Below are 22,528 nucleotides of genomic sequence, written 5' to 3'. Positions count from 1 at the left end.
TATTCAACTCCGTTAATTACGAAAGGTCGGGAACTGCTCTACTAGTCGTTTATTCAGTCTTGCTAAGTTCTGCCACCGATGTCATCACCGGCATGCGATTGCCAATCAGCGACTTCCACCGCAGGATCGCCGAGCCGATGATCACGAGGCCCAGCACCACCATCACAATCGTCAGCACGCCGTTGAAGAGGCTGTAGCCCTTGGCCGCGCTGTTGAAGTAGACCTTGGCCACCATCCAGTAAGCCGCGTAGTTCACCGTCACGTAGAGGTAAGCCAGCGGGATCAGGCACGTGAGCATGTAGCTGCGCTTCACCGAGAGACGCAGGATGATCGTGGCGCCGATCGCGAGGCCGATGGAGGCCATCATTTGATTCGACACGCCGAACAGCGACCACACCGAGTTGATGTCGCCGGACATCAGCATGTAACCCCATGCGGCACAGGCAATCAGGCTCGCGCCCACGGCGCCGGGGACCCAGTCGATCTGCTTGAGCGGGGCATAGACGCTGCCGCCGAGGTCTTGCAGCAGGTAGCGGGCAACGCGGGTGCCGGAGTCGACGGCGGTCAGGATGAACACCGCTTCGAACATCACGACGAACTGGAAGAAGTACGCAGCGAGCTTCGTGAACCAGGGCACCTTCGTGAAGATTTCGGTCATGCCGACGGCGAGCGTCACGGCGCCGCCGGTGCGGCCATAGAGATCGAGGCCGATTTCGCTCGACAGGCGCGGCAGGTCGACGACTTGCATGCCAAGCGTGTGGAACACAGCCGGTGCGGCGTTGATCGCGAAGTAGTCAGCCGGTTGCAGCGAGATCGCAGCGATCAGGGCCATCACGCCAACCAGGCACTCGGCCAGCATGCCGCCGAACGCGACCGGCAGGATGTCGCTCCACTTGTCGATCAGCTTCGGGGTCGTGCCCGAACCGATGAAAGCGTGGAAGCCCGAGATCGCACCGCAAGCGATGGTGATCGAGATGAACGGCCACACCGGACCGGAAAGCACCGGGCCGCCGCCGGCGATGAACTTCGTGACAGCCGGGAAATGGATGGCCGGGTTGATGAAGACGACACCGATCACGAGTGCGCCGAACACGCCGATCTTCATGAAGCTGGAGAGATAGCCGCGCGGGGTGAGCAGCAGCCACACCGGCAATGCGGAGGCAAAGAACGCGTAGATCGGGAGAATCAGCGAGATCGTGTGGGCGTTGAGCGTCAGCCAGTTGCCGAGCATCGTGCCTTGAATATGCGGGCCGGCAAGCACCGAAACGCCGATCATCGCAACGCCGATCCAGGTTGCGATCTTCGACGAGCCAAAGAATTTTTCGAACAGGCCAAGCGCGATGGCGATCGGCACTGTCATGAAGACGGCGAACGTGCCCCAGGCATTGCGCTCGAGGGCGTGCACGACGACGATCGACAGACCCGCCATCGTGATCGTGATGATGAAGAGCATCGCCAGACCGGTACACCAGCCGGCAACCGGGCCGAGCTCGGCTTTCGCGACTTCGGAAAGCGACTTGCCCTGGTACTTCATCGACGCGAATAGCACGACCGTATCGTGCACGGCGCCACCGATCACGCAGCCGACGAGCAGCCAGACCAGTCCAGGCAGATAGCCGAACTGAGCGGCGAGTACCGGGCCCACGAGCGGGCCGGCGGCGGCGATTGCCGCGAAGTGCTGACCGGCATTGACCCACTTCTTGGTGGGGACGTAATTCTTACCGTCAGCGAGAGCGTGGGACGGGGTCACCTCGCTGTCGTCGGCCCCAAGAACCTTGCGGACGAAGAAAATGCCATAGAAACGGTACGTGATCATCAAGATGCACGCCGTCGCTATGACGATGTATAGGGCGTGGGTCATTAGGCGTTCCTCCGAATCAACTGATCAACTGATGTTTCAGTGACGTTATATGGCCGAAAGGAACGCCAGTCAGTCCCTATCTGGCGAGCGGTCGAATGCGGAGAGCGAGCGGTTGCTGGGAAAGCTGAGCGGTGACGAAAAAAATGCCTGTCTGTCCTGGCCCATCGCGCTTTTGCAGCAAGGCGAACAGATTAATCGGAGGGATTCGAGATGGGAGCGGCGCTGTCCTGAGCCGTCACTCTATGTAGTTAATTTGAAAGATTTCTTGTCGTGTGCGCTGGGGTGGATTGCCGTCGTTTTCTATTTCCACCGAGCGCTCGCCCGTCCGGCAGGTAAAGCGAAAAAGTACTATCTTGAGCAGTGGATTTATGGGATGGCCGCGCCGCAGATGCCGCCCCCGGATGGCCGGCCCGCGGTTGGCCGCCCCCCGGATGGCCGGCCCCACCGATTACAAGGAACGTCATGCAGCCATACAACCAGCTCGTACCGACCGTCATCGAACAATCGGGACGCGGCGAGCGCGCCTACGACATCTATTCGCGCCTCTTGCGGGAGCGCATCGTGTTTCTCGTGGGACCCGTCGAGGAACAGACCGCGAGCCTGATCGTCGCGCAGATGCTGTTTCTCGAATCGGAGAACCCCGACAAGGACATCTTTTTCTACATCAACTCGCCGGGCGGCTCGGTGTACGACGGCCTCGCGATCTACGACACGATGCAGTTCATCAAGCCCGACGTCTCCACGCTGTGCACGGGCTTCGCCGCGAGCATGGGCACGTTCCTTCTCGCTGCCGGGGCAAAAGGCAAACGCTTCGCGCTGCCGAACGCGCGCATCATGATTCACCAGCCCTCGGGCGGCAGCCAAGGCACGGCCGCCGACATCGAGATCCAGGCGAAGGAAGTCTTGTTCTTGCGCGAGCGCTTGAACAAGGTGCTCGCCGAGCGCACCGGCCAAAGCGTCGAGCAAATCGCGAAGGACACCGATCGCGACAATTTCATGTCCGCAGTCGCCGCCAAGGAATACGGCTTGATCGACGACGTGCTGACCGAGCGCACTTCGCTGCCGTCTATCCCGAACCGCGATCTGCTTTGAACTGCGCTGCTGTTGCGCTGCTGTCGCGTGGAGGCGCTGCTGCATTTGTAGGTGGAAATCGCGCCAACGTTTAGCACGGCGCGCGGTCCGCTATACGCTGGTCACATCGGCGGCGTAAACTTCGATAGTGCTGCCCCGGCGCCCCCGCCGGGCCACGTTCCACGCTGAAAAGCAAAGGCGCGCCATGTCAAGCAACTCCCCTGTCAACGGCGGGCGTGCGGGCTCCGACACGCCGGATCTGCTCTACCTGCTGTCAGGCGTCGGCGAGTTCAGCCGCGACGTCTTCCCCGGCAACGAGGACCTGTTCAAGAGCCTCGCGCACCAGCAAGCCCCGCACACGCTTTTCATCACTTGCGCCGATTCGCGCGTGTCGCCGGAAATGATCACGCAGACCCGTCCCGGCGAATTGTTCGTGTGCCGCAATATCGGCAACATCGTGCCCGCATACGGCGAGATGCTCGGCGGCGTCTCGGCGGTCGTCGAGTATGCGGTGCTCGCGCTCAATGTCCGGCAAGTCGTCATATGCGGTCATACCGATTGCGGCGCGATGAAGGGACTCGCGTCGGACGTATCGCTCGCCGACGAGATGCCGACCGTCCATGCATGGCTGCGCAACGCCGAAGCGGCGCGCAGCGTGGTGCGTACGCGCAAGATCGAGCACGATCACGTCGTCGAGGCGCTGGTCGAGGAAAACGTCCGCCTGCAGTTGATGCATCTGCGCACCCATCCGGCCGTCGCGGCGCGACTTGCCGAAGGACGGCTCGCCGTGCAGGGCTGGGTTTACGACATCGGGCACGGCAAGATCTCCGTGTTCGACGAACAGGGCAGCCAGTACCTGACGCTCGAAGAAGCGAGCGAGCGTCTGCAGAATCTGCAGAACAAGGCCGCGCCGTGATCGTTCCGGGCCGTGCTCGCCTCGGACAAGTCGTTTTCTATGTCGGGCGCCCGCTGGCTTTGTTGTTCTTCTGGGACGTGCTCGTCACCGTCGCGTATTTCATCAAGGGCATCGATAACCGGTACATCTCGTTTCCGCATCTGCCGTTATCCTTGCTCGGCTCCGCGATCGCGATCTACCTGGCCTTTCGCAACACCGCAGCCTACGCGCGCTGGTGGGAAGCGCGCACGCTGTGGGGCGCGATGATTAACTACTCGCGCAGCTTCGGACGCGAAATGCAGACGCTGCTGCCAATCGAAACGACGGCGTTGCAGCGCTTGTTGATCCTCCGGCACGTTGCCTACGTTCACGCGTTGCGCCTGCACCTGCGCCGCCAGCCCCCATGGGACGAACTCACGCCCCGCCTGTCGCAAGACGAAATCGCGCGCCTGCAGCAAGTCGCGAACGTGCCGAACACGATTCTCAACGAGACGGCGCGCATCATCGCGCGCGAAGCGTCGCTCGACAACATCCGGCTCACCACCATCGAGCAGACGATGCGCGAACTGCTGAACGCGCAAGGGGGCATGGAGCGCATCCGGAACACGCCCTTTCCTCAGCAATATGCGACCTACCCCGCGCTATTCACCCATGTGTTCTGCATCCTCTTGCCGCTTGGTCTCGTCGAATCGCTCGGCATCTTCACGCCGCTCGGCTCGACCGGCGTCGGCTTTCTGTTTCTTGCGTTGCTGCAAATCGGCAACGACATGGAACATCCGTTCTCGAACACGGAAAACGACGTGCCGCTCACGGCGATCACGCGCACGATCGAGATCGACTTGCGGGACAGCTTGGGCGAAGCGCACGAATTGACGGCGGTGCAGCCGGAGAAAGGCGTGTTGTGGTGAGCGGGCTGCGGAGTTGATTACGTTAAGCGCACGCCGATGTAAGAAGGTGACGCGCAAAATACAAAAAGCCCTCGAATTCGAGGGCTTTCTGCTTTTCCTGCTGAAACCAGACTTGGTGTCTCGTCACAATAAAGTTTGGAATCGAGCGCGCCAAAGTATCAGACCAGTCACGCCCGCCTTCTTGCGCGCTAATCCTATGAACCGGCCGTTAATATAAAAAATTGTCATGCTGACATGACCATACTACTTGATAGAGCAATATGAGTCGATTCAATGTTCAGCGTTCCGTGTCGTGAAAGCGATACGAAAGATGGTTTCTGAACTTTAGCGCCAACTGACATCTCGATCTTCTAACAATGTTTCGATCAATGGGCGATGCCTCGACACATTGGGCGGTGTGCGGTAATCACTCGCGGATCTAATCAACCAAGCACTCTATAGAACGTCAAGGCGATCGCGATTACCGCTTCATTCCCCTGACTCCTGTCGTCCGAGCTGGACTAGGCGAAAATTCAGCGCGATCTTGTCGCCAGTGGCCGGGGCAATGTCTCCCTCGCGCCAATCGGGCATCTGTACCTGACCATGCCGAACACCCGCAGCGAAAAGCAACTCGGCCATCTGTTTCGGATCGCTCGTAACAAAGGTCTCGCCCGTGGCCAGCAATGTCCCTATCAATTCGTCTCTCGGATAGTCGTAGACGACGCGGGCGCGCATGTATCCACCGTTGCTCATAGCGGGTTGTTTAGCTTCTCTAGGGCACCAGCCCCTAATCACTGTTGTCACTTCGTCGAGAACGAAGGATATCCATCGCGAGATTCCCTCGACCGGCAAGCGGCATGAGCTATCGTATCAACATTTCGGCGTTGGACTGATTCCTTCTGCGAACCAAGCGCGTGCATCGCCGATGGTCCAAAATGATCACCGAAATCGATACGCTCACACGTCCCTCCCACCCCTACTGGACAAACACGTGAGCGAACAAATGGACTGGCAGCACTCACGCGACAGCGACATCAACGGAAGCTTGTTCACTAATCACCACTGGCAACGCCCTCGATGCCGTCTCCACGCCGAGCCGGTAGTAGGCGTTGATAAAATCCCGCGTGGGAAATTGATTTGTAGTCGGCTCGTGGGGAAAATGGCGGTCGATTGAAGACCGCAGCCGTAGCGGGAGCGAATGCCATTTCTCCACCCCCAATTTGATATATGTGATCTTGCCGAGCTCGGTCTTCCCCTTATAACGAATCGTTCCCGTCAGGTTCACCTCCTGAATGCGATTCTGCGTCTCACGCGGAAAGAGGTCCGGAACGTCGATCACAGCCTCAAAGTCCTCGCGACATCTGTCGATCGCATACGCAAGGTCCGAGAATTCATAGTTCGGATCATGCCCGGCATCCACCACTACGATATCCATGCATTCGCGAGCAACCAGTTCATATATCCCCAGATTCTCAAAATGCCCGCCATCACTGAGGCGCATCCATTTCGTGCGGTTGTTGTGCACATTCAGCGCCGCCATTGAATTGAGAAAAAACGACGGGCGCCACGTCCGACGCTCGGGATTGAACGCTGGATTGATCACCCACGCCCCAAGTCCCATGTTGAACACCGTTAGAAGCGAATTCCGTAGCGGGCTCTGCCTGACCGGGTGGATGTCGACCGCCGCCCCTGAAGTGGCTACCAGTCGCCAGATAAACTGATGCTTCCAGCTTTTTCGCTTGTTCCCAACATACCATTCCTTAGTCGGGAAATACCCACTGGATGCCGATCCGCAATAACGACGGCTAACGCAGAAATTTTCTCCACCCCGTCGCTGCTTCTTTTCGTCGTCACGTGCAACAGGCGACTGTGAGAAGCAGTTTATCAGGTGGATAGGCGCACGTTCATAGCCATGAACCTTATGTATCGCCTGATCCGTACCGCCACCAAATTTCCGTCTCAGTCCTTCGTAGTAAATCTTCGCAGGCAAACATAGCCAGTTCGGATTCGTCACCATTGCAAAGAGCACAATCAGCAGGGACGCGAAATAAAGAAGATTTAAGCCCTCAGCGATAGCGTGATGCGTCAAATCGCGCATGAACGCCTGCATGATCAATCCTGCAGATAGAATGAAAGCGAACCCAAAGGCGTACCCTGCGCGGCCGTGCAGCCTGACGATGGATGGATGACTAGGACGCAGGCTCAAGGCAATTCCGACGAACAACCAGATCAGGCCAGCTACTACGCACGTCAGCCAATACAGCGCTCTCGGCGAATGCCCTATTGATAGGTGCCCTGCCAGATCCGCCATCTGTATGGCACCGAAGATCATCGCGAGGAAGAACCAGACCTGACCATCTGGTGAAGCCCGCCTTCTCACGCGGGACGCCACGAGTTGGTATATCACGACCAGCAGAAAGCCAAGACAGCCGACTCCCGGCACATATCGGTCAATCGCATGATGTATCGGAAACATCTCCATTACAAGCGGCCCGGACTGCCCCACCAAAAGCAGAAGCCAAGACAGGGACAACAGCATGGAGATGCCCCAAAGCGAGAGCATCACCAAGATTGTTAGCGCCGAAAATTTGATATATCCATTGTCATCGCGGTTTAGCTCCGCCAAAACTCTTTCTGCCCTGGTAACACTGTCAACTTCTGCTCCCTTGTCATTTGACGCCGCTAATACGCCGGCCGCTGCGTAACCGCCACCGGACACGCTGGACACGTAATCCACCCTCTCCCAGTGGCCTGATCTCTCCATCCAATGGATTACCCCGAGCGCAAAGCACGCTGCTCGAACGCCCCCGCCCGATAGCGCAACCCCCAAAGTTGCCGTTTTTTCCACTCCAGTGGAATTCCGACGTTTGGCAAGGTACTCCTCTTCTTCGTCTCGGACGTCCCGCAAGCTGATACCGCTTCTGATCAAGGGCATCTTATCGTTTGATTTACCCATTGCGACCTCACAAGAAAATGTACACCTGTGATGAAAAAAGGAATCTCCTTTCTGATATCGTCAACATTGAAATTTGCTTTAGGGTCTCAGCAAAAAGTCGAAAACTCCCTCAGGGTTTTTGATCGAAAATGCCGAACATTGCGATTCCGGGTCAGGAACCTAGCGCCATACATCAACACGCCCTCCCGCCGTACAGGCCAGCGGGGCAACATTGAGATGTGGTTCATTCACGAAGAGTCGACGCGAGGAACGCCGCCATGAAGGACGAAGCGAAGAGAAAATATGTCCGAATTTCCTGGAATACCAAAGACTGGCGATATACAACTGGTGAGGCAAGCAGTCTCGAGAAGCGCAGCTTCGCCAAACTTCACGGCTAGATTTGCTCTGCAACACATTTTTGATTACTGGCTTGTTCTCGCCGAGCGTGGGGTAAAAGGGGCTGAAAAATAGACGAAAGAACCAGGTGTTCTCAAGATTCTTTCCGGATACGGCTTTCCGTTGGTCATGAGCTTTCTGGATCGTGTTTGGGCGCGAGAGGTCAACGGAGAACCAGAAAGTCGAGAGAATTAGCACTGCCGCCAGTAACCGCTATCATAGAGGGCGCCAATTTGATTAAGCTGTAATGCCGGTTTGCATGCGTAGACGCTGCCGTGCCAGATAACAAGGGCAACGAATAAAAGGACGAAGATGGACAATGAGAAAGCCGAGGAAATGGCCGCTGCTGACGACTATCGACATCAGCAGCAGGTGAGGTACGGGAGTTCCGCCGAGCAAGCCCTCCAAAAACTGCAGACCTTGCGACATGCCGCTATCGCGCATACCTTGAACGCGCTTCCGACAGCCGACCTAGATATGGTTGAGCGCGCGTTGGATGATCCAGGCGACGTGAAGACTGCGTTAGACGAGCCATTGTCGCACTCATTGGTGAAAGCAGCCGTGGATAAAATCGAAACGGTGGCAGAAAATATCGGCTTCAACCTTCGGAATGGCGTTTCCTTTGGGGCTCTGTTTGCCGAGGGTAGCGAGGCAATGCAGGTTCCAGTATTCGGGACGGAAACAAGCCTTGTGATGCTAACGTCGAATTTGCTTTTGCTGGTTCACCGATTGTCGAAACTGCTTGCCCTGAGCGTTCCACTGAAAAATAAGCGAGAAGGATTCACGATCGAAAAGGATTTCCGAAGGATCGAAAAGAAGCTTCTCAAAAACGAAAACCTAATGTCTCAATGGTATTCGCTTTACTACGATTATTCGCATAATCCAACCACCCCTGCTCGCGGCGACTTTATAAGTATTCCGGGGGAGCGTGAGTTCAGTGTGCAGGACGACATCTCGGAATCGATGATGTGGTTTGTGGTCGGTCATGAATACGGCCACCACATCATGAAGCATGGTAGCGGCGGAATTGCGAGTGCAGAAGGGGAAGATCGAGATCGACAACATGGTATGGAATTGGAAGCTGACATGCTAGCCACGTGGCTCTGCATGGAGGCAGGCAACTCGGAACCTCGAAACAATGTATTTGCATTGGCAAACGCCGGAGCGGTGGCTCTTCTTGCAACGCTGGAATTTATTCGCAAGGGAAATCAGATACTCAAGAACGGGAAGTCTTTACCTGGCAGTACGCGCGATAGCCATCCAGGCATAAATCAACGCCGGCGCGCGATCAGCTTCTTAACAGAACGTCTGTCGAGCCCACGAACCTCTTATCAGTTCATTTCACTACAGAATCTGTACTACCGGATTGTTGCCACGACGTGGAACGTCGCTGCCAAACGTCTTGCCGAGCAGCATGTGTTCGGTGTCCGACCTATCGAACGAACGGTCGAGTGGTTGCCGCGCTGATCAGTGCTACCGCGGCGCAGCCGGCGGGACAAGCGATGTTTCGTATGTTGCGATTAGTCGTCGATGATCGCCGCAGTGGTCAAGGCGCTCGAGCGCAAGATCGTGCTCAACGAGGCGATCACAGGCGATGGTAGATGGAATGTGCTGCTCATGGATGCTCGGTACGATGCCGGCGCGTCGTTGGAAGCCGCTTGCGCTGTTCTTCGCACCTATGCGAAGGTGGGAAAAGTCTACGTCGCAACCGCGACATGGTGAGGGCCGACGAATGACCAAGATTTTCATCGCTGGTTCGATCAGCATCAAACATCTGGACCCCAAGGTACGCGAGCGTATCGACAACATCATCGAAGCGGACCATACCGTCATCGTCGGAGATGCTGACGGCGCCGACAGCTCGATACAGGCATACCTGTTTAAAAAGGGTGCCAGTCTTACCGTCGTCTATTGCAGTGGCGATAAGCCACGCAACAACATTGGTCATTGGCCCGTCAAGTGCGTTCAGACTAAGCACGCGGCGCCGGGTTCTCGGACATTCTTCACAGCGAAGGACATCGAGATGGCGAAGGCTGCTGACTTTGGCCTCATGATTTGGGACGCCAAGAGTACTGGAACGCTCCGGAACGTCATCGAACTGCTTCGCCAAAAGAAAAAATCAGTTGTCTTCGTAAACAAGGCGAAGCAGTTTCAGACTGTCGGCGACGTGGCGCAGCTCGAAAGCCTGGTCGGCTTTATGTCTGAACCAGCCATGAGAAAAGCCGACGAGAAAATCCGGCTTCACGACAAGATCAACGAACTGAGGCATGAACAGTCCGAGATTTTCACGTAGTCAGCGCTGCCCCAAAGCCCACTAACTGCGGGCATTTTCGTGCCTTCGCCGAACCTCCTCCTGCGTCGGTTTCCGCAGTGCCCAGCGCCGCGGCAACCCAACGATTTCCGTTTCCTTGAAGAGGACCGGGCCATTCGACGCTTGGTCGCATTGCTCGGGTTGGTCGAACAATGTGGCGTACGCCCCCAGCGGGGCAAGTCATGATCGCTGTCTAAGCAAATGCCCCGAGATGTCTGTCAGCAAGCTAACCGCATTCGAACAGGCCGCCTTGGCTGGCTTGGCCAACGAGGCTGCCCTTAGCGGCGTCGCTATTTGACGCATGGGCACAGTTGCCCGCCGATTCGGTGCAGTCGGCCCGTTCACTAGTCGCCGTTGCACAGCTCGATGTCACGGAAGAAAGTCACCGCTCGTCGGCCTATGTCTAGCTCCACATAAGGGGGTGCATTTGATTTCCATGCGTTTTTCCGGTTAGGGGCACCTGAGCATGGCACGAGTCTGCCTTGCGGCCCCGTTTAAATTGTCTTTCTAATCAAATCACCTGCTGACTGCCCCTTCGAGGGCCCCACATTTGCGTGGATGACCTGGCAGCCCGATGGTTCTTTCCGCAAAGCGCAAGGACAAGCCGACATTGCATACGTCGTTTGCAATATCGATTCAATCGCCAGAACTCGATTGTTTATGCATGACGACTGGCTGTCGCAGCGGGCAGATCACTCGCGAGACTTGGAAGGATTCGTCGCGCGTACCGAGCTACCGGGAAGTTGAACGTCCCACGCAGATTGATGCCATCGAGGTGGGTCGGCGCGATTCGCCTTAACTGTTCAGATTGCAGTGGCTGGCCCGTGGCAACCTGTAACTCGTCCACGACGCGTTGCATGTGGGTGGTGTTCCACGCCATCAGGATATTGGAGAGAAGTGTCAGCGCGGAGGAAACCGCCGACAGTGGTTCCTGGCGTCGGGCCAGTTCGACGGGAATCTTGCCGATATAGATCGCGCGCTGAACATTATGTACGGCTTCTCAGCGGTTCAACACATGCTGCTATCAGCGATCAGCGGCACACCCCTGCATGCCTGCCTCGAAGAACCCGGTGCAGTGGTCGATGAATGCCCTGACCTTCGCGGGCAACAGTGCGCGACCGATGTACGCCAATCTGATCTCCGCTGCGTCGTCACTGATCTCGAAGTCTTCGAGCAAGCGCACGAGCCGCCCGGTCTGAATGTACTCATCGACAAGCGTGATCGGCAGCAAGCCGATACCGACTCCCTCTAGCACGATGTCGCGATTGAGTATCGGGTTATTTGACGCGATCTCGTAGTTGGTCGGGACAGCAACGTCTTGCTGGCCGACGCGGAAAGTGACGGATGGTTTGTGCATCGATGGGGGAACGGCGACAAACACATGCTCAGCGAGGTCGGCGGGGTGTCGCGGCCGGCGACGCCCCTGGAGATAAGCTTCCGTGGTAACGATAGCCAGCGGCAACCGCCGCAGCAGCCGTGTTACGGCGAGGTCGGTCGCCAGCATGAACGGCAGCACGATGCCGAGATCATAGCCATCGGCCGTAAGGTCAACGGGGCGCTCCGTCAGCGTGATATCCAACGTGACGTTAGGATGCTTTTTCCTGAACGCTGCGATCAACGGCGCGAGCCAGGTCAGCGCAGCCGTCGTATGAGCGACCAAGCGCAATACGCCCGTTGGTACCCGGCCGTGACCCGCCGTTGAAGCTTCCAGATTGTCCAGGTCGTCGAGGATCTGACAACATCCGCTATAGAAGCGCTCCGCCGCGTCGGTCAGCGAAAACTGGCGGGTAGAACGATGGAACAATCGAGCGCCCAGCCGCTCCTCGAGAGCCACGATCGCCCTCGAAACGACTGATGGCGACAGGTCCAACATCTCACTGGCACGTCTGAAGTTCTTGACCTCCACGATCGTGCGAAACAGGCGCAAGCTAGCGATATATTCCATCTTCCGACTTCTCGTCCATCATGTTTCCGCCTACGCAACAGCGTGGACCGGCCCGATCATTTCCGCTGCGCGTCTGATATCTGTTTCGCCGTGCGCGAGAGAGCCTCGGTCAGTCCTGCAGAGTCAGACCCGACCGCCGAAGGAAACGGAGGTCCTGCGTCCGCGGCGAGAGGAAGTCTGAAGAGGCTCGACAAAAAACCGGATAGCGTTTCTTGAATTACCTGGTCGTTCACTTCGTCCGGGTTGGAGATTCTGCGCAATTGCAGGCCGTCGCAAAGGCTCACTAGCCCGAGGGCAAGTCTTTCCGGTGGTGGCCGCAACCCGTGTTCGTCGCACTGCATCCATGAACGGATGCAGGCCGCCATCTTTTCCAGTTTGTGTTGCTGGAACCCGTTAATGTGCTCCCGGAACTCACTGTCACGGCAGGCGTGAAGTCCGGCTTCCATCCAAAGCGCAAAGGTATCGCTTTGCATTAAATGGCGACCGTAACCAACGCACGCGCGCACCTTCGCCTCTTGCGACGCCCCCTCCTCCGCTTCGATGACCCCATGTAAAGCAGCGCGCGCCTTATCGTCATCGCGCCGCAACAACTCGACCAGCAGTTCCTGCTTGCACTGGAAATTCGAGTAGAACGCGCCGCGAGTGTAACCGGCCGTCCCGGCGATATCCTCGACGCTCGTTGCCGCAACCCCCTTCTCGAGAAACATCTGTCGGGCAGCGTCAAGCAGTCGCTCGCGCGTCTGCTCTTTTCTGCGGTCGCGCGTCATGCGTTCGGGATTCATGGCGTAGCTTACGGGTGAAGTTGGCGTCTGCACTCGCAGCGATAGGCGAGACTGTCAGATGGCGGTTTCACATCAGCACCGTCGACCTCTGCTCAGGCTGCGATCGAGCGGACTATTGACATTAAACTCATAAATGATACTTTTGTCAATCATAGTTACGGTCGGTTGCGCATAAGCTTCGTCAAGGCCGCTTGCGGCCTGCCAAAGAAAGCGACAGCACAACCGGTCTGCCCATTCAGACATCGGCGCCTTCTGCGGCTTCAGACAAGCCCGACCGAGCTGGTCGAGCGTACAAGGCTGATTTCGCCCAGGAACACACTTTCGCCCAGCTTGCATTCGCGCGATGCTTCGCCGAGTGCATGACGAATATCGATCCGGTACTTGCCGCTGCCTTTCGCGAGCCCGCCGAACCGGAAATCGCCGAAGGCGTCAGAGACCGTTTCCGCAACCCGCCGATCGTCCGTATACAGGACAACCGCAGCACCAGCGACGCACTCAACCACCCCGTTCACCTGGGCGCTGATGCTCCCGGCTACGAAGCAGCTTTGCCAGCGTTCGAGGCCGCTGTACCACACGCGAGGCCTCGTGCCGAGAGTGGGTCGCAAAACCTCGAGCCCTTCGCGCCGGGCCTTTTCCGCCATCGCGGCGTCATCGAGCTTGACGGCCTCGAATACGCCAGTGGGACAAGCCTGTTCACATCGCGGACGCTGCCAACCCTGATCGAGCAGGTGAGCGTCGAAGATCCAGGTCTGCGGCACTTGCAGTTCCTCGTTCCAGACAATCGCTTTGTACGGGCAGGAGTTGACGATATCTTTGCGGCCGCGTGCCTTGGTCGGATCGATGATGACGATCCCGTCGGCACGCTTTCGGATCGCGTCGCCGCCGACGCGCATGCATGGCGCTTCGTCGCAGTGATTACACATCACTGGCAGGTACGTCGTTTCGACCATGTGAGCATCGCCCTGCACGCGGCGCAGGATGCGAATGGGGCTTTCGGCGCCGGCCGCGGCGGGCGCGGAGTAACCGGGAAAATCGTTTCCAACGTGCTCATCACGTGCCGCGATAACGCAGTTGTTGCAGTTCTCGCATTGCCCTACCTTGATAATCAGATTCCACTTGCTCATCATGTGCTCCTCATGCTGCGCGACCGAGCAAGAAAGCTTCGGCGCCTTTCCATTTTTCAACCTGCACGAGGCATGAATTCGGGCTCATGCTGCTTGTGCCCGCGGTCTGGGAGCGGTCTGGGGTAAGCAGGTTCATGCAGCCGCCTATTTCAACGCGCTCGCCATCGACTTCGACCAGCTGAAATTCAGCGCTGGCCTCGTACGACTTGACGACACCGGCGGTGACAAGCTGCGATACGTCAGCCGCACAGATGACCGCGCCCCGGTCGTTGTACACCTTGACGAGGTCGCGATGGGCGATGTCCCGGGCCTCCGCGTCGGCGGGGCTGAGCCGCAGCAGCCAGAAGCGATGACCGCCGATCAACGCGCGATGATCTTCGACACTATTGACCGACGAGTTCTTCCCGTCGCAATGCGTGTGAAAACTGTACCGGCTGTGAGTGGCGATCAGTTGCAGCGGAAAGCGCTGAGCCAATTCTGATCGCAGCCCCTCCCAGGACGGGATGTATCGGTTCAGCGGCGGCCGCTCCGGGTTGTCCGCCGTGTGCCGCTTCAGCAACTCCGGCACGAACTCCAGCTTGCCGCTGGGCGTCTGCAGCCCCATGCCGAACTTTTCGGCGTACTGCGACGGCATCGGATGCGGTTCCTGCAGGTCCTTGCGCCGTCCTTCCGCAAACCAGCGCATGTCCACCGGGTGCCGCAATTCCGGCTTTTCGGGCGGAACGACGAAATAGCCCTTGCGGCAAAACTGGCGCCACGAAATGTGATCCGGGAGATCGGACGATGCGAACACGCGCTTGACCCAGTCGAGTTCACTGCATCCCTCGGTGAAAACGCCGCCAAGGCCAAGACGCGACAGAATAGCGGTGAAGATGTCGTAGTCGGAGCGGGACTCGCCGAGAGGCTCGATGCATTTGTGCTGCATCGTGATCATGCGGTGATTCACGGTGTTGAAGCCATGATGCGCATAGCCGCCGGAATTCGACCATTCACCGATATCCCATCGCTCCAGCGACGTACACGCCGGCAGAATGATGTCGGCGAACTGGGCCTCGCCCTCCATCCAGATCGACTGGTTGACCACGAATTCGATGCTGGGATGCCGGTAGGCGTCCACCCAGCGTCCGGACTTGGTGACCGTGCTGAAGGCAGACCCGCCATAGCGATAGATCATGTGGATCGGCGAGTAGCCCGGCATCGGGTAGCTGAATGGCGCGAACTGGGCTTCCTGAGACATACCGTCCCAGAGATAGCCTGTCGCGTGCCCGTCGATGATGGCATCCGGCAGCTGCTGCCGCGGGACCATCTGCTTGACCGGATTCATGGTCAGTATGTGCGGCATGCGCTGATAGTTGTTCACGGCGTTCGCGGTCCACGCGAGGTCGCCCGACATGCCACCGTCCGCGTAGCCCGGAAAGTAGAAATGCAAGTCATGCGGCGCACCGAGCTGCAGACAGCCGAAATTCACGCCTGGCTTGCCCCAGCCTTGCATCGCCATCATCATGATCATGCAGCGCGCCCACTGGGCCCCTGTTGCCCCGCGTCCCGCCCCGCCGAATCCCGCACCCGTCATCCCGACGGCAAGATAGACCTTCTTCTTCCCCCAGAGACGCGCGAGCGCACGAACGTCCTTGGCAGGCACGCCCGTCTCCAGCTCCTGCCACTCGGGGGTCTTGTGTATGCCGTCCGTTTTGCCTGACAGGTAGGCCCGCCACTCATCGAACCCGGTGGTCCGCTTCGCGACGTACTCCTTATCGTACAGATCCTCCTCGAGCCACACGTACATGATCGCAGTGGCGAGGGCTGCGTCCGTTTGAGGCCGGATGGGAATCCACCGGCCGCCCAGCAACTGCGCGGTCGGATTGCAATGCGGATCGATATGGACGAACTCGATTCCCAGCTCCTTGGCCCATAGACGCCGCGGTGTGCCTTCGAATCCCGCGTAGGCGCCGTTCGTGCTTTCCGGATCGCAGGACCAGAAAACGATCATTTCGGCCTCCTTAAGGCAGTCCTCGATGCCGCCATAGCCAGATGGCACCCCAACGCGCATCGAGTTGCCGAAGTGGTGCATGGCACCCCAGTACCATCCTTCCCAGCTGTCCGGATTCGCGGCCACCCGTGTAAAGCCGATCAGATTGGCGAAGCGGGTCAGTGCGCTGAGGTAATAGCCGATATTGCCCCACTGATGGTGCGACGACATCGGAAAGGTAATGGAACCCGGGCCGTGGACACGCTTTTGCCGGTTGATTTCCCGGGCGACGATGTCCAACGCCTCGTCCCAGCTGATCGGCACATAGCCGGACTTGCCGCGGTTCTGCGGGTTGCGTTCCCCATCGGGATCGAAATCGACCCGCTTCATCGGATGGAGGATGCGCTTGTCCGAGTAGACAAGCGACTTGATCGACAGCGCATGCGGCGCGACGAGGCCGCGCCGTGGCGGGCTGAATCGGCGTCCGCGCGCCTCGATCTCCCAGCTCGGCGCATCCTTGCTGTCGAGATCGATGGGCGTGACGCGAACGATTCGTCCATCCTTCACGTAGACGAACAATGGCCCGCCGTTGGTGCAGGTGGTATAGCGGTGTGTGCCATCCCGCATGGGCGTGCCCATCGGCAGGCTGATGGTTTGCATCATGCTCAGCGTTTGCATGAACCAAACGAGCAGCTCATCGTCGCCTTCAGTGACGACCTTGAAATTCTTCGCCGCGTGGATGATATCCAAGTAGTCCGGACTGGGCGAAAGGAATTTCAGGGCGGTGGCGACATCCTTGAACTGCATGCGCACGTCGGGCTTCGGATGCGTGCCGGCGGACGATCGAATGCGGCCGTTCTTGAGCTTGATGACTCGACCAATGCTTTCATCCATGAGCCCGATCCACGCGACGAGGTCGCGCTCCTTCAGACGATCGCGATAGGCGGGGAAGCGGCGTGCTGTCAGATCAAGGACCTTGGGCATGGCAAGGAGAATGGTCTTGAGGATCTGTCGTTTCACTTTTTTATCCAGTGGAAGGGCTGCGCGTATGCAAGCATCACGGCAATACGGACCGCCGCCGCGATTGACTCACGGAACGCCGGTCGTACCTGTTAGAACGTATAGGCGACGTTCAAAAAGACGTTAATGGGTTCGATCCGGAGCGTCGATTTGGAAACGATCTGCGTTCCGGTTGCGGTCTGTCCGTATAAAGTCATGTGCGTCTTGAGCGGGATGTAGCCGACAGACGCTCCGACCGACCAGTGTTTGGAAAACGCGTAACTTGCCCCGACCTCGAACACGGGGTTCCACGATGCACTGAGGGTTGCGCGTACCGAACCGCCCGGACCCACGCTATCGGTGATGAACTGGCCGTTGGTTGCGCGAACCTGGGTGAACCACGTGTAGTTCACGCCCAATCCGACGAAAGGACGAAATTTCGACTGAGCCTCAAACAGGTGATATCGAAGCTCGACGGCGGGCGGCATCGGCCGCGTCGTACCCAGTTTGCCGTACTTCGCGAGCGTCCCATCGCCCTGCAGATTCACTGTCAATGGCAGGCCGAAGAGTGTGGCGATGCCGATGTGGTCGGTCACGTAGTACTCGGTGGTGATGCCAAGCGTATTCGTTGACGTCGCGTGTGCGCCAGTACCCGACAATTCCTGATTGACAGCCATACCACCAACGCTTTCCACGGTGAGCGGCGTTGCATGACCCTGTGGCGCTACGTGAAGCCACCCTGTCGCCAGGGTAAAACTTCCGGCCGACTGGGCATTCGCATTTCCAGCAAGCGCAGCCGAACATATAAACCCCGCCATAACGGCAGAGCGAACATATCTCCTGTTATTCCTCACGCGTCTTCTCCTGTCTCATCGGTTGGTTATCTTTTTTATCGTGCACACACCTGAAGCGATCCGCCCACTGCGCCGGATCGTGGGGTCGGCCCTCATATTTCCGGACCGAATCCTCAAATCATCTGCTCAACATTCGCGTAGTCGTACTAAATACAATGATCAAATTTGAAGATGTTTTCCCCACTTCCTGTCGCCGTACCCTATCGAGTCCTGTACTGCGAACGTCTGTTGCTTCCCTTTGCCTTATCGTTCAGTTGCAACGTTTGACCAATTGGCCGGCATACTAGTAAACGCGCATCACGAGTCGCTCGGCCTCAGGCGGGAACACGCACCACGAACCATCGCGGTGCCGGAAAAAGAACAGCCCAACCGGCCTTGTCGACAAAAGTAGCTCGATATGCACACAGGTTCCCTGATGCGATTGCGCACGACCAAGTCGGGTAACGCGCAACGGGGTCTCGGAAGTTGGCGCAAACCATTTTTCAACAAGCGAACGCAAGGATCTCTCTGACGCAATACCCATCTTCTTCCCCAACCAAACTAACCGGTGACATTTGCAATTCCGGCGGGATATCGACGCGCATGCGAGTGACTGAACGCCTGCGTCGATGTCAGAAATCGCGTCACTTAGATGCGCTATGTGTCTCTGAAGCTGCAACGCCGGCAACGTTGCTCCCGAGACTTGCCGCGACAGCGACGGAAAATGCGAACGGAAAACGCCCGAGCGCGGAAGTCGCCAATGATTCGAGTTCCGCGTCCGGAAGTTCGACGTGAACTGAAATCCCACGCAAGGTGTCTTCCGCGATGCTGACTTTTGCGCCCTCGACACCGGCATCCACGAGCGCCGACTGCAAAGCGTCTACCGTTTCAAGCCGCTTGAGCGCCGGCTTGAAGATCTTGCCGACACCCGTGAGGGGCATCGCATCGACGATGCGTATCGCTTTGGGGAACGCCGCACGCTCGCTGATCTCGTCACGCAAGAACTCGGCCATTTGTGCTTCGTTCGCCGTTGTGCCCGGCTTTAGCTGGACATAGGCGACCGGCAGTTCACCGGCGTGCATATCGGGACGCCCGACTGCTGCGGCAATCTGGACCTCGGGATGGCGATGGAGAGCTTCTTCGATCGCTGCAGGATCGATGTTGTGTCCACCCCGGATAATCAGCTCTTTCTTTCGGCCGGTGAGCCAGAAGTAACCCTCTGCGTCGCGGCGCCCCAGATCGCCGGTATTGAGCCATCTGCGGCCATCCGCCAGGTCCATCCAGATGCCGCTGTTCTGCTCCGCATGCATATAGCCGATGAACACGTTCGGGCCGGAGATCAGCAGTTGACCCACCTCATCCGCAACACAGTCCCGCACATACTGGCCCGCCTCATCGACCACCACGGCTTTCATGGCGTGGCCTGGAAGACGAAGGCCGATAGAGCCGACCCGCCGTTCGCCGAGCGGCGGATTGACGCTGCTAACGCAGGTGCCTTCCGTGAGGCCATAGCCTTCGAGGATCTTGATCCCGGTTCGAGTCTGGAACGCACGCAGCAATTCCACCGGCATCGGCGCAGCTCCGCACAGCCCGTATTTGAGCGAACTGATGTCGCGACCGCCAACGGGAACGTCCAGCAGTGAACCAAAAAGGGTCGGCACGCCGCTGAAAAAATTGATGCCGTAATGCACGACGATGTCCCAGAAGCGTTTGACGACACCTTCTGCGCGATACCCTTGCGGCGTGCCCAAAACGACATGTGCGCCACGCGAAAACGGCAGCAGTCCCGTCACCATCACGGCATTGACGTGAAAAAGCGGCAAACCGCAGAACATCGTCTTGCCCGGACCGACGCTTTCACCGAAGAACTGCGCGGCGCCCCAGGCATTCGCCACTTCGTTGCCGTGCCGGCGCATCGCAATCTTGGGCAAGCCTGTAGTGCCACCCGTGCAGAAATAGGACGATACGTCGTCCGCGCTCGTTGGCTGCGAACCGGAAAGCACTGTGCCAAGCTCGCATGCCATTGCTTCTCTAAAGTCGTGGATGGCTACCTGCGGTGGAACCGCGCCTCGCACGCCCTCCTCGCCGTGCAACCGTGCGCATTCGTCAAGCTGAAGCTTGCTGGCCGCAGATCGCTGTTCTCCCGGCACATGCTCGGCGAGGTTGACCAGTACGACATGCTTGAGCGAGGCAACCTTGTGCAAGACAGGCTGCACTTTCGGCCAGAGGTCCATGCCGGGAAACGGCGCCAGTGTGACAAGGACGCTGGCGCCCGAGGCATTGAGCAGCTCGCCGATCGCGTCGCCTTCGAGCAGTGGATTGATCGCGCAAACAATGCCAACGGCCTCGGCGCCCCAGATCACAAAGTGCGTTTCGGGCAGATTCGGCAATATATAGGCGACGACCGTGTCTCGCTGTACACCCAGTCGCGACAGCATGTTCGCAGTGCGCGTGATGTCGCGCACCAGTTCGCTATACGTCCAGCGCTCCGGGCTCGCGTAGTAGTCCGCTGTTGCGAAGAACGATAGCGCCGGTGCCGACGGATCAATGGCCGCACCCCGGCAGATCATCTCGTAAGTGTTCGTGGGGAGATCCGCGAGTTGTCCGTGGGCTTCGATCGCGTCGATGTCCTGGATGTTCGCGACGCCTTTCATCGTGCCTCCGCGACCACGCGATTTTGCTGCACACCGAGATTGATCGAGCCGTCGTGGCTGACGATACATGCCTCCACGACGTCCCCGACCTGAAGATACTGGGTCCGCTCAGCCTGCAGATTCAGGAACAGACGCCACTTTTCCGCTTCAGGCAACTGTGCGGCAGCGCGCTGCTTTTCGGGCGACGGAATGATCAACGCACAACCGGACGGCGTGCCGGTCGCAAGCAGGTCGCCCGTGTGCAGATCCTGTACGCCAGAAAGCTCGGTCAGCGTCTCTGCGGGACCATAGACCAGACCGGCCGTGGTGTCGTTCTGCCGAACGGTGCCATTGACGGTCAGCGTCAGCACGAGCTCGCCCAGCTTCGCAATTTCTTCCTTTTGCAGCAGGCACAGGTACGGACCGACCGGCCCGAACGTCCGGTAGCTCTTGCCCTTGTAGAACTGCATCTGCGGAATCTGAATGTCGCGCGCCGAGTAATCATTGACGATCACGGCGCCCGCGACGAACTCGTGCAGGTTCTCGTCCGTCACGGTGACGCGGGAGGTGATGTCGCGCTTCAGGACAAGACCGAGTTCGATTTCATAGTCGAGGAATCGCACCTCTTTCGGCTTCACGAGCGGCGAGTCTGCCGCAACGATGCAGCTCGTCGCCTTCGTGAAGATCATATTGAACTTCTTCGCGTCCGGGTCCATGCCGGACTCGATCATATGCTGGCGATAGTTAGCTCCCTGGCAGACGAACTGCTGATTTGCTGTCACTGGCGACAGCCATTGAACCTGCGACTCAGGAATCGTCGGGCCGTCCAGTGAAAGCAGCCGTTCGACCGGATTCGCCTCAACGAATTCGGCGGTCGATCTGAACTCGCCAGGTATCGGCGTGATCGCGCCATCGGCAACGACGCCCCACTGGGCATGACCATCATGCAGATAATGCAGAACGTGAACTGCCATTTCCAATCTCCGGATTCGATGAACAGGTGTTGCTTCAGGCGAAAATGCTGGCGAGCGTCTTCAGCTTGGCCAGCGTGAGGTCGGGGCTGCGGCGCAGATTGCGAATCAGTCCGGCGAGGCTCATAGGCGTCAGTTTCGGCTTGGTAAAGCTGCGCGGCATCGTCGGTCCCCACTGCGCCATCGCCTCGCGGCTCACGCCATGGATTCCGGTCGGCACGTCGGCAGTGAACAGATCGCCGTCGCAGTAGTGTTCGTGCTTGTCGCCCCAGGGGTCCTGCCAGTAGTCGAAGATCTGACTGCCGAGGATATGTCGGCCAATCCCCCACGCGTGGGTCCAGCCGTTTTCGCGCAGAACGCGCTGGCCCATGCCGACCGCGTCCGCGTCGACGAGCTCATATGCGCTGTGGCTGTACTTCGCGACAAACCCCTGAGCGAGGGCAAGGGTGTGATGATCGGCTGGCTCGCCGCCGAGATCGAGACGCATGAAGGCGACGGCGGGAGAGCCGTCGGGCAGCACCTGCACGTCGCTAGGAATGAAGCCGAAGTGCTGCGTGTACCACGCACAGGTTCTCTGATAGTCGGCAAGTTCGAGCACCACGTGCCCTAGGCGGACGACCTCCGGCGCGTGTCCGGGTGGTCGCTGAGTTCCGTTGACGCGGACCGTCGCATCGACCGAGTTGAAGGGCAACGGCAGCCGGTGAGGCAAGCTCCCCGCCGCGGTCTGACCCCATATCGCATCGACCTGAAAACCGGAAGGATCGGTCAGCGTCACCAGGTAACCGGGGCTCAACAAGGTACGCGTAAATTCCTATCATAAGCTTTTTGGTTATGAAAACGCGTCCGAACATTTCGATCTGACGCAGTAACGTCTGATTTTTCTTGCGCTAATCTGACTGGCCCTCTGCGATCTGGA

At 58.4% G+C, this 22,528-nt stretch carries 16 protein-coding genes and 2 pseudogenes; 6 read left to right on the top strand and 12 right to left on the bottom strand.

What is annotated here, in order from left to right; genetic code table 11:
- Positions 1-49: 49 nt before the first annotated feature.
- The gene (locus AAHK20_RS24800; RefSeq protein ID WP_449184147.1) at positions 50-1,861 is read right to left on the bottom strand and encodes a carbon starvation CstA family protein; all 1,812 of its coding nucleotides are present in this window, start codon (positions 1,859-1,861) and stop codon (positions 50-52) included.
- 462 nt (positions 1,862-2,323) lie between these two features.
- Here AAHK20_RS24800 and clpP point away from each other — a divergent pair, with 462 nt between their 5' ends.
- From clpP to AAHK20_RS24785, 3 genes are all read left to right on the top strand, one after another.
- On the top strand, positions 2,324-2,953 hold the full coding sequence (clpP, locus tag AAHK20_RS24795) for an ATP-dependent Clp endopeptidase proteolytic subunit ClpP (protein WP_449184146.1): 630 nt from the start codon (positions 2,324-2,326) through the stop codon (positions 2,951-2,953).
- 184 nt (positions 2,954-3,137) lie between these two features.
- The gene (locus AAHK20_RS24790) at positions 3,138-3,848 is read left to right on the top strand and encodes a carbonic anhydrase (protein WP_449184145.1); all 711 of its coding nucleotides are present in this window, start codon (positions 3,138-3,140) and stop codon (positions 3,846-3,848) included.
- Positions 3,845-4,735, top strand: a complete 891-nt coding sequence (locus AAHK20_RS24785) for a bestrophin family protein (RefSeq protein WP_449184144.1) — start codon at positions 3,845-3,847, stop codon at positions 4,733-4,735. The genes AAHK20_RS24790 and AAHK20_RS24785 overlap by 4 nt, the downstream gene beginning before the upstream one ends.
- Positions 4,736-5,203: 468 nt before the next feature.
- On the opposite strand, the gene AAHK20_RS24780 is transcribed toward AAHK20_RS24785, so the two are convergent.
- Both AAHK20_RS24780 and AAHK20_RS24775 read right to left on the bottom strand, forming a co-directional pair.
- Positions 5,204-5,467, bottom strand: coding sequence for a hypothetical protein (locus tag AAHK20_RS24780; protein WP_449184143.1), 264 nt, complete (start codon positions 5,465-5,467; stop codon positions 5,204-5,206).
- Between the two features lie 265 nt (positions 5,468-5,732).
- A complete protein-coding gene (locus AAHK20_RS24775; protein WP_449184142.1) occupies positions 5,733-7,670 on the bottom strand; it encodes a hypothetical protein in 1,938 nt (645 codons plus the stop codon).
- A 687-nt stretch (positions 7,671-8,357) separates the two neighbouring features.
- Between AAHK20_RS24775 and AAHK20_RS24770 the strand changes: the two genes are divergently transcribed.
- The 3 genes from AAHK20_RS24770 (at position 8,358) to AAHK20_RS24760 (ending at position 10,338) form a co-directional block, all read left to right on the top strand.
- Positions 8,358-9,512: a M48 family metalloprotease gene (locus AAHK20_RS24770; protein ID WP_449184141.1), complete on the top strand. Its 1,155-nt coding sequence runs from the start codon at positions 8,358-8,360 to the stop codon at positions 9,510-9,512.
- Positions 9,513-9,575: 63 nt separating this feature from the next.
- Positions 9,576-9,767 (top strand): hypothetical protein, encoded by a 192-nt coding sequence (locus AAHK20_RS24765; protein WP_137331300.1) that lies wholly within the window; start codon positions 9,576-9,578, stop codon positions 9,765-9,767.
- Positions 9,768-9,777: 10 nt separating this feature from the next.
- Positions 9,778-10,338: a hypothetical protein gene (locus AAHK20_RS24760; RefSeq protein WP_449184140.1), complete on the top strand. Its 561-nt coding sequence runs from the start codon at positions 9,778-9,780 to the stop codon at positions 10,336-10,338.
- A gap of 676 nt (positions 10,339-11,014) precedes the next feature.
- On the opposite strand, the pseudogene AAHK20_RS24755 reads toward AAHK20_RS24760, so the two are convergent.
- The 9 genes and pseudogenes from AAHK20_RS24755 to AAHK20_RS24715 form a co-directional block, all read right to left on the bottom strand.
- Positions 11,015-11,377: pseudogene (locus tag AAHK20_RS24755) on the bottom strand (Tn3 family transposase); the annotation flags it as partial.
- Between the two features lie 3 nt (positions 11,378-11,380).
- Positions 11,381-12,301: a LysR family transcriptional regulator gene (locus AAHK20_RS24750; protein ID WP_449184139.1), complete on the bottom strand. Its 921-nt coding sequence runs from the start codon at positions 12,299-12,301 to the stop codon at positions 11,381-11,383.
- A gap of 56 nt (positions 12,302-12,357) precedes the next feature.
- Positions 12,358-13,083, bottom strand: coding sequence for a TetR/AcrR family transcriptional regulator (locus AAHK20_RS24745; protein WP_449184138.1), 726 nt, complete (start codon positions 13,081-13,083; stop codon positions 12,358-12,360).
- A gap of 260 nt (positions 13,084-13,343) precedes the next feature.
- Complete coding sequence (locus tag AAHK20_RS24740; RefSeq protein ID WP_449184137.1) at positions 13,344-14,207, bottom strand: 4Fe-4S dicluster domain-containing protein; 864 nt, start codon at positions 14,205-14,207, stop codon at positions 13,344-13,346.
- A gap of 10 nt (positions 14,208-14,217) precedes the next feature.
- Positions 14,218-17,196 carry a molybdopterin-dependent oxidoreductase gene (locus tag AAHK20_RS24735; protein ID WP_449184136.1) on the bottom strand — a complete coding sequence of 993 codons (2,979 nt, stop codon included), beginning with the start codon at positions 17,194-17,196 and terminating at the stop codon, positions 14,218-14,220.
- 92 nt (positions 17,197-17,288) lie between these two features.
- Positions 17,289-17,993: an OmpW/AlkL family protein gene (locus AAHK20_RS24730; RefSeq protein WP_449184222.1), complete on the bottom strand. Its 705-nt coding sequence runs from the start codon at positions 17,991-17,993 to the stop codon at positions 17,289-17,291.
- Positions 17,994-18,652: 659 nt separating this feature from the next.
- Entirely contained in the window at positions 18,653-20,662 is a 2,010-nt protein-coding gene (locus AAHK20_RS24725) for an acyl-CoA synthetase (protein ID WP_449184135.1), read from the bottom strand.
- Positions 20,659-21,615: a fumarylacetoacetate hydrolase family protein gene (locus AAHK20_RS24720; protein WP_449184134.1), complete on the bottom strand. Its 957-nt coding sequence runs from the start codon at positions 21,613-21,615 to the stop codon at positions 20,659-20,661. The genes AAHK20_RS24725 and AAHK20_RS24720 overlap by 4 nt, the downstream gene beginning before the upstream one ends.
- A 34-nt stretch (positions 21,616-21,649) precedes the next feature.
- Positions 21,650-22,396 (bottom strand): annotated as a pseudogene (locus tag AAHK20_RS24715) (VOC family protein); the annotation flags it as partial.
- Positions 22,397-22,528: the final 132 nt, after the last annotated feature.

The organism is Trinickia camelliae (assembly GCF_053525655.1).
Note: the sequence above shows the minus strand (reverse complement) of the source record. Positions and strands in the feature narration are given on the sequence as shown.

Coding starts and splice junctions, on each gene's coding strand:
- AAHK20_RS24800 (WP_449184147.1), bottom strand. CDS start 1,861: ATGACCCACGCCCTATACATCGTCATAGCGACGGCGTGCATCTTGATG.
- clpP (WP_449184146.1), top strand. CDS start 2,324: ATGCAGCCATACAACCAGCTCGTACCGACCGTCATCGAACAATCGGGA.
- AAHK20_RS24790 (WP_449184145.1), top strand. CDS start 3,138: ATGTCAAGCAACTCCCCTGTCAACGGCGGGCGTGCGGGCTCCGACACG.
- AAHK20_RS24780 (WP_449184143.1), bottom strand. CDS start 5,467: ATGAGCAACGGTGGATACATGCGCGCCCGCGTCGTCTACGACTATCCG.
- AAHK20_RS24775 (WP_449184142.1), bottom strand. CDS start 7,670: ATGGGTAAATCAAACGATAAGATGCCCTTGATCAGAAGCGGTATCAGC.
- AAHK20_RS24770 (WP_449184141.1), top strand. CDS start 8,358: ATGGACAATGAGAAAGCCGAGGAAATGGCCGCTGCTGACGACTATCGA.
- AAHK20_RS24765 (WP_137331300.1), top strand. CDS start 9,576: ATGATCGCCGCAGTGGTCAAGGCGCTCGAGCGCAAGATCGTGCTCAAC.
- AAHK20_RS24760 (WP_449184140.1), top strand. CDS start 9,778: ATGACCAAGATTTTCATCGCTGGTTCGATCAGCATCAAACATCTGGAC.
- AAHK20_RS24750 (WP_449184139.1), bottom strand. CDS start 12,301: ATGGAATATATCGCTAGCTTGCGCCTGTTTCGCACGATCGTGGAGGTC.
- AAHK20_RS24745 (WP_449184138.1), bottom strand. CDS start 13,083: ATGAATCCCGAACGCATGACGCGCGACCGCAGAAAAGAGCAGACGCGC.
- AAHK20_RS24740 (WP_449184137.1), bottom strand. CDS start 14,207: ATGAGCAAGTGGAATCTGATTATCAAGGTAGGGCAATGCGAGAACTGC.
- AAHK20_RS24730 (WP_449184222.1), bottom strand. CDS start 17,993: ATGGCGGGGTTTATATGTTCGGCTGCGCTTGCTGGAAATGCGAATGCC.
- AAHK20_RS24725 (WP_449184135.1), bottom strand. CDS start 20,662: ATGAAAGGCGTCGCGAACATCCAGGACATCGACGCGATCGAAGCCCAC.
- AAHK20_RS24720 (WP_449184134.1), bottom strand. CDS start 21,615: ATGGCAGTTCACGTTCTGCATTATCTGCATGATGGTCATGCCCAGTGG.